This is a genomic window from Pseudomonas sp. TZ252 (assembly GCF_056110345.1).
In genome coordinates this window covers 4,449,081-4,462,240 of record NZ_CM148566.1, presented here as the reverse complement: position 1 = coordinate 4,462,240, position 13,160 = coordinate 4,449,081, and the positions used below count along the sequence as shown (strand labels likewise).

At 66.6% G+C, this 13,160-nt stretch carries 12 protein-coding genes; all 12 read right to left on the bottom strand.

From position 1 onward, the window contains the following. Window positions 1-16 precede the first annotated feature (16 nt). Window positions 17-559 carry a CvpA family protein gene (locus ACYAF3_RS20710; RefSeq protein ID WP_003113932.1) on the bottom strand — a complete coding sequence of 181 codons (543 nt, stop codon included), beginning with the start codon at window positions 557-559 and terminating at the stop codon, window positions 17-19. A 73-nt stretch (window positions 560-632) separates the two neighbouring features. After that, window positions 633-1,286 carry an SPOR domain-containing protein gene (locus ACYAF3_RS20705; protein ID WP_003158837.1) on the bottom strand — a complete coding sequence of 218 codons (654 nt, stop codon included), beginning with the start codon at window positions 1,284-1,286 and terminating at the stop codon, window positions 633-635. Window positions 1,287-1,289: 3 nt separating this feature from the next. Beyond that, complete coding sequence (folC, locus tag ACYAF3_RS20700; protein ID WP_003104198.1) at window positions 1,290-2,579, bottom strand: bifunctional tetrahydrofolate synthase/dihydrofolate synthase; 1,290 nt, start codon at window positions 2,577-2,579, stop codon at window positions 1,290-1,292. Beyond that, on the bottom strand, window positions 2,576-3,448 hold the full coding sequence (gene accD / locus ACYAF3_RS20695; RefSeq protein WP_003104199.1) for an acetyl-CoA carboxylase, carboxyltransferase subunit beta: 873 nt from the start codon (window positions 3,446-3,448) through the stop codon (window positions 2,576-2,578). Before accD ends, folC begins: the two co-directional genes overlap by 4 nt. Window positions 3,449-3,716: 268 nt before the next feature. Beyond that, the gene (locus tag ACYAF3_RS20690; RefSeq protein ID WP_003116445.1) at window positions 3,717-4,352 is read right to left on the bottom strand and encodes a phosphoribosylanthranilate isomerase; all 636 of its coding nucleotides are present in this window, start codon (window positions 4,350-4,352) and stop codon (window positions 3,717-3,719) included. 89 nt (window positions 4,353-4,441) lie between these two features. Then, entirely contained in the window at window positions 4,442-5,299 is an 858-nt protein-coding gene (gene truA / locus ACYAF3_RS20685) for a tRNA pseudouridine(38-40) synthase TruA (protein WP_003091390.1), read from the bottom strand. Between the two features lie 21 nt (window positions 5,300-5,320). After that, on the bottom strand, window positions 5,321-8,080 hold the full coding sequence (fimV, locus tag ACYAF3_RS20680; protein WP_003122265.1) for a motility hub landmark protein FimV: 2,760 nt from the start codon (window positions 8,078-8,080) through the stop codon (window positions 5,321-5,323). Between the two features lie 168 nt (window positions 8,081-8,248). After that, entirely contained in the window at window positions 8,249-9,259 is a 1,011-nt protein-coding gene (locus ACYAF3_RS20675; protein ID WP_003115016.1) for an aspartate-semialdehyde dehydrogenase, read from the bottom strand. Window positions 9,260-9,360: 101 nt separating this feature from the next. Further along, the gene (gene asd / locus ACYAF3_RS20670; protein ID WP_003111187.1) at window positions 9,361-10,473 is read right to left on the bottom strand and encodes an aspartate-semialdehyde dehydrogenase; all 1,113 of its coding nucleotides are present in this window, start codon (window positions 10,471-10,473) and stop codon (window positions 9,361-9,363) included. 69 nt (window positions 10,474-10,542) lie between these two features. Next, window positions 10,543-11,625, bottom strand: coding sequence for a 3-isopropylmalate dehydrogenase (gene leuB / locus ACYAF3_RS20665; RefSeq protein WP_003091395.1), 1,083 nt, complete (start codon window positions 11,623-11,625; stop codon window positions 10,543-10,545). Window positions 11,626-11,683: 58 nt separating this feature from the next. Beyond that, a complete protein-coding gene (locus ACYAF3_RS20660) occupies window positions 11,684-12,445 on the bottom strand; it encodes a class I SAM-dependent methyltransferase (protein WP_003115017.1) in 762 nt (253 codons plus the stop codon). A gap of 71 nt (window positions 12,446-12,516) precedes the next feature. Continuing rightward, window positions 12,517-13,155, bottom strand: a complete 639-nt coding sequence (gene leuD, locus ACYAF3_RS20655) for a 3-isopropylmalate dehydratase small subunit (RefSeq protein ID WP_003091398.1) — start codon at window positions 13,153-13,155, stop codon at window positions 12,517-12,519. Between the last annotated feature and the right edge of the window lie 5 nt (window positions 13,156-13,160).

Here is a 13,160-nt window from a genome sequence, read left to right as displayed (position 1 = left end):
CAGTGTCCCGCCAAAATCACTGGCTGGGAAGCAGCCCGCCGATGCCGCTCGGCGGCGTTATCGGCGCGGCCGGCAACCACTGGCCGGCGAAACCGAGAATGAAGTTCTTCGACCAGTCGGCAACCATCAGGAAATGCGGCATCAGCACCGACTGCTGCCACCAAGGGTCCTGCTGTACCGGGGCCAGGCTGAGCAGGCCGACCAGCAGCACGACCAGCAGTACGCCGCGCGCACCGCCGAAGACCATGCCGAGGAAGCGGTCGGTGCCGGAGAGGCCGGTGACCCGGATCAGTTCGCCGATGAGGTAGTTGACCAGCGCCCCGAGCAGCAGGGTCGCGATGAACAGCAGCGCGCAGGCTGCGATGATGCGGGCCGAGGGGGTCTGGATGTACTCGCCCAGGTGCTGCGCCAGCGCCCCGCCGAACATCCAGGCCACCGCGCCGGCGACTATCCAGGTAAGCAGGGACAAGGCTTCCTTGACGAAGCCGCGACTCAGACTGATCAGGCTGGAAACGACGATGATGGCGACCATCGTCCAATCGACCCAGGTAAATGCCACTATGCAGCCCACAAGCAGAAAAGGCGCTGCATTTTAGCAGAGCGCGCCCGCGACGGTAAGCCGCGGGTCGCGGTCAACCGCGTTCCGGCTGGAAGCGCACGACGAAGCCGTTGAGCTTCTGCTGCTTGCTCAACTGGTCGCGCAGGCGATCCGCCTCGGCGCGCTGGATCACCGGCCCGACGAAGACCCGGTTCATCCCGTCGAAGCTGCGGATGTAGGCGTTGTAGCCCTGGGAGCGCAGGGTCTTCTGCAATTCCTCGGCGCGCGCCCGGTTGGACAGGCTGGCAAGCTGTACCGACCAGCTCTGCGGCAGGTTGTTGGCGTCCAGGCGCTTCTCCGCGGGCGGCGGGCTCGGCGGCGCAGCGGGCGGTTGCGGCTGGCTTGGCGGCAGGCTGGCGGCCGGCGCCTGGGCGGGCGGCTGGGTGGCCGGCGGGGTCGCCGGCAGGCCGCCGATCGGCTGGCTGGGCTGGCCGGCGGCGGCCGGGGAGCCTTCCTCGACGATCTCGGGAGCGATGCCTTCCTCGCCGGGCTGCAGTTCCGGCACCTCGGTCGGCTGCACCTCGACACTGGGCATGGCCGGCGATTGCGGGCGCGGCGGCGCTTCCACCACGACCTGGCGCGACTCGTCTTCGCGGGTGAACAGCATCGGCAGGAAGATCACCGCCAGGGCGATCAGCACCAACGCCCCGACGATGCGCTGCTTCAGCCCTCTTTCCAGCAAGGCCATGATTTACTCCCCCTTATCCGTTCTACGGGCCAGCCATTCCAGGCCTTCGGCCACGCTATAGAACGATCCGAACAGCAGAATGACATCATCCGCGGTAGCCTTGGCGCACTGCGCGTCCAGGGCGGCGGCGATATCCGCATGACTGCTCGCCGGAACCTGGCGCAGGATCAGCGCCGCCTCCAGCTCCGCGGCCGGCCGCGAACGCGGAGTCGGCAACGGTGCAACGGCCCAATCCTGCACCAAGCCGGTCAAGGGTTCCAGTACGCCATCCAGGTCTTTGTCCGCCAGCAGGCCGAAGACCGCCAGGTAGCGTCCTCGTGGCGCTGCGGCACGCAGGCGTTGCGCCAGGTACTGGGCGGCCTGGGGATTGTGCCCGACGTCCAGCAGGAGCTGGCGTGGCTGGCCGTTCCAGGACAGGTCGCGGCGATCGAGGCGACCGGTCACCCGGGTCCGCCGCAGCGCCTCGGCCAGGCGCTCCGCCTGCCAGGGCAACTCGAGCAACGCGTAGGCCTGCAGGGCCAGCGCGGCGTTTTCCATGGGCAACCCGAGCAACGGCAGATCGTGCAGCGCCAGCGCCTGGCCGTCCGCGGCCAGCCCGCGCCAGTGCCAGCCATGATCGGCGAGCGCCAGGTCGTAGTCGCGACCGCGCAGGTAAAGCGGTGCCCCCAGCGCAGCCACCTGCTCCAGCAATGGCTGCGGGGGATCGAGATCGCCGCACAGGGCCGGTTTGCCGGCGCGCAGGATACCGGCTTTCTCGAAAGCCACGCTTTCGCGGGTATCGCCCAGCCAGTCCGCATGGTCCAGGCCGATGCTGGTGATCAGCGCCAGGTCGGCGTCGATCAGGTTGACCGCATCCAGGCGCCCGCCAAGGCCGACTTCCAGCACCGCGAAGTCCAGCCCGGCGCGCTCGAACAGCCAGAAGGCGGCCAGAGTGCCCATTTCGAAATAGGTCAGGGAAATCTCGCCACGTGCGGCCTCCACCGCGGAGAAGGCGTCGCACAGTTGCGCATCGCCGGCCTCGACGCCATCGATCCGCACCCGCTCGTTGTAGCGCAGCAGGTGCGGCGAGCTGTAGACCCCGACCGACAACCCCTGCTCACGCAGCAGTTCGGCGAGCAGGGCGCAGGTGGAGCCCTTGCCGTTGGTCCCGGTAACGGTGACCACGCGTTTCGCCGGCCTTCCCAGGCCGAGCCGGCGCGCTACCTCGCGGGAACGCTCCAGGCCCATGTCGATGGCCGTCGGATGGAGTTGTTCGAGATAGCTCAGCCAATCGGCCAGGGAACGCTGGGTCATGCGGATACGGGGCTCGGCGAATGAGTGAAGGCCGACAGCAGATTGGCCAGGCGCGGCCGCAACTCGGCACGATGCACGATCATGTCGATGGCGCCATGCTCAAGGAGGAACTCGCTACGCTGGAAGCCTTCCGGCAGCTTCTCGCGGACGGTCTGCTCGATCACGCGGGGACCGGCGAAGCCGATCAGCGCCTTGGGTTCGCCGACGATCACGTCGCCGAGCATCGCCAGGCTGGCGGAAACGCCGCCGTAGACCGGGTCGGTCAATACCGAGACGAACGGGATGCCTTCTTCGCGCAGGCGCGCCAGGACCGCCGAGGTCTTGGCCATCTGCATCAGCGAGATCAGCGCTTCCTGCATGCGCGCGCCGCCGGAGGCGGAGAAGCAGATCAGCGGGCAGCGCTTCTCCAGGGCGACGTTGGCTGCGCGAACGAAGCGCTCGCCGACGATGGCGCCCATCGAACCGCCCATGAAGGAGAACTCGAAGGCGCAGGCGACCACCGGCATACCCTGCAGCTTGCCGCTCATGGCGATCAGCGCGTCCTTCTCGCCGGTGTCCTTCTGTGCCGCGGCGAGGCGATCCTTGTACTTCTTGCTGTCGCGGAATTTCAGGCGGTCCACCGGCTCGAGGTCGGCACCCAGCTCCTCGCGACCGTCCTCATCGAGGAAGATGTCCAGGCGGGTACGCGCGTTGATGCGCATGTGGTGATCGCACTTCGGGCAGACATCCAGGGTCTTTTCCAGCTCCGGACGGTACAGCACGGCTTCGCAGGACGGGCATTTGTGCCACAGGCCTTCCGGTACCGAACTCTTCTGGGACTCGGAACGCATGATGGAAGGGATCAGCTTGTCTACCAGCCAGTTGCTCATGCTCTTTGTTCTCCAGTGCAAGGTCGGGATGGCCGCACCGATCCGGTGACGGCGTCCCTGAGCAAATTCATCTTCGTGACCGCCGGCAGCGGTGGGCCCCACGGCTGCGAAGCGTTTCGCGGCCTGTCCCATCCCCCGCCTGCGCGGTCACCTGGGCGATACCCGGCGAGCGGCTATCGCGAAATATCTGGCCTCCCTATCGGCGGCCGGGCGTTGTCGCGGAAACGGCGACACGCTAGTGGACGGCGGCGGGCCGCCCGTCGTCACATCATGTCTCGTCGCGGCGCCGCGAACGCACCGCGTCCACGAACGCGCGGACCCTCGCCGCATCCTTGATTCCCTTGCTCGCCTCGACGCCACCGCTGACGTCCACCGCGTAGGGCTTGACCTGCTCGACTGCCCTGCCGACGTTATCCGGCGTCAGACCGCCGGCCAGCACCAGGGGTTTGCCCAGGTCGGTCGGCACCAGCGACCAGTCGAACGCCGCCCCCGTGCCGCCGGGCACGCCTTCCACATAGGTATCCAGGAGAATCCCGGCAGCTCCCGGATATGCCGCCGCGCGCCCGACGATGTCGTCGCCGGGCTTCACCCGCAGGGCCTTCAGGTAGGGTCGCCGATGTCCCTCGCAGTCCTCGGCGCGCTCGTCGCCATGGAATTGCAGCAGGTCCAGCGGCACCGCATCGAGAATCTCGCCCAGTTCGCAGCGGCTGGCGTTGACGAACAGGCCGACGCTGGTCACGAACGGCGGCAGGGCACGAACGATCTCCCGCGCCCGATGGATATCCACCGCCCGCGGGCTCTTCGCATAGAACACCAGGCCGATGGCATCGGCGCCCGCCGCGGCAGCGGCCAGGGCGTCCTCGACTCGGGTGATACCGCAGATCTTGATGCGAACGGCTGGCAACGACGGAGAATCCTCGGCGAGTGAGCGACGAACCGCCGGACGGCCGGTCCGGCGGGAATTCTCGATGGTAGCAAAAGCCCGATTCGACGTCAGCCGACGATATCGGGCAATCCGGAAAGGAAATGCGGCCCCAGGTAGCGCTCGGGCAACTCGAACTCCCCGGGGTACTCCACCCGCACCAGATAGAGTCCGTAGGGGTGAGCGGTGACCCCACCGGCGCGCCGGTCGCGCGCCTCGAGCACCTCCTTCGCCCATTCGATCGGCCGCTCGCCGGCACCGATGGTCATCAGGACGCCAGCGATGTTGCGCACCATATGGTGAAGGAAAGCGTTACCGCGGATGTCCAGCACGATCAACCGACCATGCTCCAGCAAGCGCACGTGATGCATGGTCTTGACCGGCGACTTGGCCTGGCACTGCACCGCCCGGAACGAGGTGAAGTCATGGGTGCCGACCAGTACCTGGGCCGCCTCGCGCATCCGCCCGATATCCAGCGGCCGATGGTTCCAGGTGACCTCCTCGGCCAGGTGCGCCGGGCGGATCGGATCGTTGTAGATGGCGTAGCGATAGCGCCGGGCCATGGCCGAGAAGCGCGCGTGGAAATGCGCCGGCATCACCCTCGCCCAGGTCACACTGATATCCGCGGGCAGGTTGGCGTTGGTGCCCATCACCCATGCTTTCAACGGGCGCTCCACCGCGGTGTCGAAATGCACCACCTGGCCGCTGGCATGAACGGCAGCGTCGGTACGGCCGGCGCAGATCACCCCGACCGGCTCGGCGGCAACCTTCGACAAGGCGCGCTCCAGCGCTTCCTGCACGGAAGGCACGCCGGCTTCCTGGCGCTGCCAGCCACGATAGCGGGAGCCCTTGTACTCGATGCCGAGGGCGATTCTGGAAACGCCAGCGGCAGCCGATTCGGCTGCCGCTGGCGGAACAACATCGTTCATGAGAGTCGCTTCATTTCCGGATCAGGCCAGGCGCTCCAGCAACTCGCGGGCTTCCGCCTGCTGGCTGTCGTTACCTTCGGCCAGGACTTCGTCGAGGATATCGCGCGCGCCTTCGCTATCGCCCATGTCGATGTAGGCACGAGCCAGATCCAGCTTGGTCGCCGCTTCGTCGGCACCGGAGAGGAAGTCGAAGTCATCGTCGGCGTCTCCGTCCAGGGCGGAGGCGACCGCTGCATCTTCGGCGGAGAAACTCGGCGTCGCGCTCTTCGGCTCGTCAAGGTTGCTGGCCAACTCGTCCAACTGCGCACTCACCTCGTCCAACTGGGCGGCGAAACTGTCCTCGCCCTTCTCCGGAGCGGCCGGCTCCGTCGGCTCGTCGGCCAGCGACAGGTCGAAGTCGTCCGGCAGGGACAACGCCGGCTCTTCGGCAGCCTCGGTATCGAGGGTGAATTCGTTGTCGGCGGGCGCCGCGGCGGGCACTTCGTCGTTCAGCGAAAGCAGGAAGTCGTCGTCCGAAAGCTTGTCTTCCGGCGCATCGAGATCCAGGGAGAAATCGCCCAGGTCGTCATGCTTGGGTTGGCTCGGAGTCTCTGCCAACTCCGCGAAATCCAGGCCGAAGTCGAGATCGTCGACAGGCTTGTCCGCCGCGGTCGAGGCCGCCAGGTCCAGATCGCTGTCCAGGGTCAGGTCGTCCAGCGCCCCGCTGTCGGACTTGAGGTCGGCCTGCACGTCGTCGCCGCCCAGGTCGTCCAGGCTCAGGTCGAAGGCGTCGTCGAGATCCTGTCCTGCCGCATCCGGCTTGGCCGCGTGACCGCTGTCGTCGAGCGACAGATCGTCGAGGCTGAAGCTATCCAGCTCGTCCTGCGCCAGCTTGGCGCCGGCCAGGCCGGCAACCGCGGCGACCGCGACCATTGCCGGATAGCGCGACTTGAGCTGCTCGACCTGCGGCTGTGCGCCGCCGATTTCGCGCAGCTCGTTTTCCTGGCGAGCGAAACCTTCGCGATCGCCCATCTCGGCATAGACTTCCATCAGCTTGAGGCGCAGGTCGGTGCGCTGCGGCTCGTCGTAGATGGCGTTCTGCAACAGTTCGGCGGCCTGGTTGAAACGCCCGTAGGCGATATAGATGTCGGCCTCGCCCAGCGCATCGGAAGTCTGCGCGGTGGTCTTCTCGACCTGCGGAGCGACGGCTGCGACCTGCGGCTCAGGCTCGTCGAGGGTCAGGTCGTCGAAGCCGTCCTTTCCCAGGTCCAGCGCATCCTCCTGTTCCTCGCCGGTATCCGCGGCGAAAGCCTGGGCTTCTTCCTTCTCTTTCTGCGCATTGCGCCGCGACAGGATCATCAGCAGCACCAGCAACGCCAGCAGTGCGCTACCGCCGATCACCGCCAACCACAGCGGGTTGGCCAGCAGTTCGTCGAGGAAGCTCGGTGCCGGCTGCTCTGCCGCCTGTACCGGAGCGGGCGCCGGAACGGCAGGTGCCGGAGGCTTCTCGGCAGCTGGCGCGGGCGGCGGCGCCACCGGAGGCTGCGCCGGAGCGGCGGGTGCTTCTCCGGCTGGAGCAGGAGTCGGCGCTGCCGCAGCGGGAGTCCCGGGCTGAGCCGGCGCCTGCGCTGCTGCATTGGGCTGGGACGCATCCGGCAGGGCTGCGTTCGGCTGGGCTGCGCCCTGGCCTTCGGCGCCCAACTGCCCTTGCAGCTTGGCCAACTGGGCGTCCTTCAACTGGATCAACTTCTGCAGCTTGTCCAGCTGGCTCTGCAGATCCTGCATGCGGCTCTGCAGTTCTTCGTTCTCGCGGCGAGTGCTATCGAGGCTTTCCTTGGTCACCGCCAGGGTATCGGCGAGCGCCTTGCTGTCGCCCTTCCCGCCCTTGTCGGCACCCTTGCTGGCCTTGCCCTCGCCAGACACCAGGCGCAGGTTGTCCGTGGCGTCGACCTTGGATGGCGCCGACCCGGCGGCATTGCGCTGGGTCGCATCCAACTGCCTGGCGCCAGCGCTGCCCGCGGCCGGATTGCGGCTGCCGCGCCAGCTCTGGTTCTGCGCCTGCACCTGGGACAGCGCCTCGCGCGGCGAGCGCTCCAGCATCTGCTGTTCGGTGGGAATGCGCAGGACCTGGCCGCTCTTCAGCCGGTTGATGTTGCCATCGACGAAGGCGCCCGGATTCAGTTCCTGGAACGCGAGCATCGCCTGGGGTACGGAAACGCGATCGGTACGGTTGCGCTGGGCGATCTCCCAGAGCGTGTCGTTGGAAACGGTGCGATAGGTGTCGCTGCCTGCCGGCGCGGTGGTACGCACCGGAGCCGGAGCCTGCGGGGCTCGCGGGGCGCCGGTCGCGCGCGGCGCGCTGACCGGCGCTTGCGGAGCGCTTGCCGCGGCCTGCGGGGAGTACAGCGGCGGATCCAGCAGGACGGTGTACTCGCGCAGCAGGCGGCCGTTCGGCCAGAGCACCTGGACCAGGAAGTTCAGGTAGGGCTCCTGCACCGGCTTCGACGAGGTCACGCGAATGACGCTCTTGCCGTTGGGCTTCACCACCGGCGTGAACTTCAGGTCGGTGAGGTAGTACAGGCGATCGACGCCCGCCTTGCTGAACTCTTCCGGCGACGCCAGGCTCGGGATCACCTCGCCCGAACCCAGGTCACGAACTTCGAGCAGCTCGATCTCGGCATCCAACGGTTGGTTCAACGCCGACTTCAGGGTGATTTCCCCCAGTCCCAATCCATGCGCCATGCCGGAAGTCAGGACCGAGGCCGCCGCGATTGCCCGAACCAGTGTACGAAGCCGAACCATAGTGTAATCCCTTGGTTTTAATATCTTTTCTCGTTTCACGAGAGGGAGTGCGTCGGTGCTTGCTGTCCGCTCGCCCAGCCATGCATGGACGGACGCTCCCCGGCAGCAGCGGATCGAACCAGTATTAACAAGCTCGAATAATTCTACAAATCTGTGGGTAAGTATCTTTTACAGATAGTGTTTTATCAACAACTCACCCAGGAGCACGGCATTCAGCGCGGCACCTTTTCGCACATTATCAGACACAATCCACAAATTGACCTGACAGGGATCAGCCTGCCCCGCCCTCACCCGGCCGACATAGGTCTCGTCCTGGCCGAGGGCATCGCCGACCACCGTCGGATAATCGCCCTCGCCGACCCATTCGATACCTTTCGTCGCATCGAGGACCCGCGTCACCGCGGCCAGGTCCACCGGTTCCGCGCACTGCAGGGTCACGCTGAGGCTATCGCCGAAGAATACCGGCGCCTGGATGCAGGTAACGTTCAACGGTCCGATACGCTCGCCAAGCAAGGCCTGCACCTCCGCGAAGATGCGCCGCTCGATCGCGCTGTGTCCCTCGGCATCCACCGCTCCGACCTGCGCGAGCAGGTTGAAGGCGATCTGGCGGTCGAAGAGACGCGGCTCCAGGGGGCGCGCATTGAGCAGTTCGGCGGTCTGCCGGGCGAGTTCCTTGACCCCTTCGCGCCCCAGGCTGGAGACGGAGAGGCAGGCTGTCAGGTTCAGTTGCCGGCAATCCAGCGTGGCCAGGAGTGGCGCCAGCACTTCGCACAGTTCGGCGGCTACGGCGCAAGGACTGGACAAAAGGAACGGCGCCGCTTGCGAGGCCAGGCGTTCGGCATTCACCGAAACCATGACCGGCGGTGCGACGCTCGGTTCCAGGGCGCCGCTCAGGTCGATCACCGAACAACCCGCCGCGCGGGCGCGCTCGGCATGGGCACGCGACACCTCGGCTGCCGCGGCGAAGAAGGCCAGGCCGACACTGGAAAAATCGAAGCTATCGACATCGCCGACGCGCAGGCTGCTTTCGGCGAAACCCATGCGCTGCCCGGCCGACTCGGCGCTGGCCAGCAGGTGCAGACGATGAAGCGGGAAGTCGCGTTCGTCGAGGAGACCGACCAGAGCCTCGCCAACCGATCCGGTGGCGCCTACGACTGCGACATTGAGGGGCTGGGACATGGGAAAAGCCTCGGCGGTCTGCGAAATAGGCGTGGCACTTTACTTGCCCACCTTCGCCCAGGCAATCGAGGCGCCGCCCATTGCGGGCGGCACCGGATCGATCAGCGCTCCAGCAGGATGCGCAGCATGCGCCGCAGCGGCTCGGCAGCGCCCCACAGCAACTGGTCGCCGACGGTGAAGGCGCCGAGATACTGGGAGCCCATGTTCAGCTTGCGCAGGCGCCCGACCGGAACGCTCAGGGTGCCGGTGACGGCGGCCGGGGTCAGCTCGCGCACGCTTACCTCGCGGTGGTTCGGCACCAGCTTGACCCAGGGATTGTGCTGGCTGATCAGGCCCTCGATGTCGGTCAGCGGCACATCCTTGTTCAACTTGATGGTCAGCGCCTGGCTGTGGCAACGCATGGCGCCGACGCGCACGCAGATACCGTCGACCGGGATCGGGTTCTTGAAGCGAGCGAGGATCTTGTTGGTCTCCGCCTGGGCCTTCCACTCTTCGCGGCTCTGCCCGTTGGGCAGTTCCTTGTCGATCCAGGGGATCAGGCTGCCGCCCAGCGGCGCGCCGAAATGCTCGGTGGGGAAGGCTTCGCTGCGCAGGGTCTCCGCCACCTTGCGGTCGATGTCGAGGATCGCGCTGGCCGGGTTGGCCAGGTCATCCGCCACCGATGCATGGGCGGCGCCCATCTGCTTGAGCAGTTCACGCATGTTCTGCGCGCCGGCGCCGGAGGCGGCCTGGTAGGTCATGGCACTCATCCACTCGACCAGGCCGGCGTCGAACAGCCCGCCCAGGGCCATCAGCATCAGGCTGACGGTGCAGTTGCCGCCGATGTAGTTGCGGGTGCCGGCGTCCAGAGCCTGGTCGATGACCTTGCGGTTGACCGGGTCGAGGACGATCACCGCGTCGTCTTCCATGCGCAGGCTGGAGGCGGCATCGATCCAGTAGCCCTGCCAGCCGGCCTCGCGCAGCTTGGGGAATACTTCGCTGGTGTAGTCGCCGCCCTGGCAGGTCAGGATCACGTCGAGGGTCTTCAGCTCGTCGATGCTGTAGGCGTCCTTCAGCGGAGCGATGTCCTTGCCCACTTCCGGGCCCTGGCCACCGACGTTCGACGTGGTGAAGAACACCGGCTCGATCAGGTCGAAGTCCCGCTCTTCCAGCATCCGCTGCATGAGTACGGAACCCACCATCCCGCGCCAACCGATCAGACCTACACGCTTCATCGCAACTACACCTATATGAGAGAAGTGAGCTGGCCGGCAGCCATCATGGCGCCGGCCAAGCCCGTCAGATTACAGATTCTTGAGTGCCGCGACTACGGCATCGCCCATTTCCCGGGTGCCGACCTTGCGGCAGCCTTCGGACCAGATGTCGCCGGTGCGCAGCCCCTGATCGAGGACCTTGCTCACCGCCTGCTCGATGGCGTCGGCGGCGGTCGCCTGGCTGAAGCTGTAGCGCAACATCATCGAGACCGAGAGGATGGTCGCCAACGGGTTGGCGATGCCCTGACCGGCGATGTCCGGGGCGGAACCGTGGCAGGGTTCGTACATGCCCTTGTTGTTCGCGTCGAGCGAGGCAGAAGGCAGCATGCCGATGGAACCGGTCAGCATGGAAGCCTCATCCGACAGGATGTCGCCGAACATGTTGTCGGTGACCATCACGTCGAACTGCTTGGGCGCGCGCACCAGTTGCATGGCGGCGTTATCCACGTACATATGGGAAAGCTCGACGTCCGGGTAGTCCTTCGCCACCTCTTCCACCACTTCCCGCCACAGTTGGCTGGAGGCGAGGACGTTGGCCTTGTCCACCGAGCAGAGCCTGTTGTTGCGTACGCGGGCCATGTCGAAACCGACGCGGGCGATACGACGGATTTCGCTCTCGCTGTACGGCAGGGTGTCGTAGGCCTGGCGCTCGCCGTTCTCCAGCACACGCTGCTCGCGGGGCTGGCCGAAGTAGATGCCGCCGGTCAGTTCGCGGACGATGAGGATGTCCAGCCCGGCGACCACTTCCGGCTTCAGGCTGGAGGCCGCGGCCAGTTGCGGATAGAGGATGGCCGGACGCAGGTTGGCGAACAGGCCCAGTTGCGAGCGAATCTTCAGCAGACCGCGCTCGGGACGGATATCGCGTTCGATCCTGTCCCACTTCGGCCCCCCTACCGCGCCCAGCAGCACCGCATCGGCCTGGCGCGCGCGCTGCAGGGTCTGGTCGGCCAGCGGCACGCCGTGCTTGTCGATGGCCGCGCCACCGATGACGTCCTCGGCCAGTTCGAAGCCGAGCTGGAACCTGTCGTTGGCCAGTTCCAGCACCTTGACCGCTTCCGCCATGATTTCCGGGCCGATACCGTCACCGGGGAGAACCAGGATCTGCTTGCTCATAACACCCTCTTGTCCTTCATTCATTGAACGGCGGGCATGCGCCGCCGCGATCGAACCGTCACTCCCGACGCAGCCACAGCACCAGCACGTCGGTGCTGAACGAGCCGTCGTCGGCAATCTCGAAATACTCCCTGACTTCCTCGCCCACCGCCAGCTGCAGGCTGCGGATCGCCTGGCGGAACACCTCCGGCGTACGCATCCGCTCGACCCACGACTGGAACTCCAGGCGCAGGCGCTGGCGCCGGCTTCCGGTTACCAGCAAGCCCGCCTCGCCGCTCAGGCGCGCCCACTCGGCCGGCGAGTAGTTGCGCACATGGCTGGTGTCGCGGAGCAGCTCGACGGTCTGCAGGAAGGTGTCCGGCAAGGCCTGCCCGGGCGCCGCCACGTCGACGAAGATCGCCACCCCGCCGGGCTTGAGCACCCGCCGCACCTCGCGCAGGGCCAGGCCGACGTCGCGCCAGTGATGGGTGGAATAGCGACTGAAGACGAAATCGAACTCGCCGTCGGCGAAGGGCAGGCTCTCCGCCTTGCCCTGTTCGGTACGGATGTTCGCCATGCCCCGTTCCGCGGCGCTCTGCGCCACCACGGCGAGCATCTCGGCGGAAAGATCGTAGGCCACCACCTCCCCTGCCAGGGCGGCGACCTGGAAGCTCACGTGGCCGGCGCCGCAGCCCAGGTCGAGGACCCGCGCTTCCGGGCGCCCGGCCAGGGCGTCGCGCAGCAAGGCGAATTCCTCGCCCTGGGCATGCACGGCGCTGCTCAGGTAGGCCGAAGCCTGGGCGCCGAACTGGCGCTGGACAACGTCATCGTGGTCGCTCATGAACCTACTCCGGGAGAAAAACCGGGCGCACCCTACCCAGGATGCGCCCGGCAAGGGGACTCGCGTGGCGCTCAGCGGAACAGCCAGGGCTGCTGCTGGCGGTAGCCGTCCTCGAAGGCACGGATCGCATCGGCGTCCTGCAGCGTCAGGCCGATGTCGTCGAGGCCGTTGAGCAGGCAATGCTTGCGGAACGGGTCGACCTCGAAACCCAGCACCTTGCCATCAGGACGGGTAACGGTCTGCGCCGCCAGGTCGATGGACAACTGGTAGCCTTCGTTCGCCTCGACCTGGCGGAACAGTTCGTCCACCTCGGCCTCGGGCAGGATGATCGGCAGCAAGCCGTTCTTGAAACTGTTGTTGAAGAAGATGTCGGCATAGCTCGGTGCGATCACCGTGCGGAAACCGTACTCGTCCAGCGCCCAGGGCGCGTGCTCGCGGGACGAGCCGCAGCCGAAGTTCTCCCGCGCCAGCAGTACGCTGGCGCCCTGGTAGCGCGGCTGGTTGAGGACGAAGTCCGGGTTCAGCGGACGCTTCGAGTTGTCCTGTCCCGGCTGCCCGACATCCAGGTAGCGCCATTCGTCGAACAGGTTGGGGCCGAAGCCGGTACGCTTGATCGACTTGAGGAATTGCTTGGGAATGATCTGATCGGTATCGACGTTGGCGCGATCCAGCGGAGCGACGAGACCGGTCGTCTGGGTATAGGGTTTCATCTCGG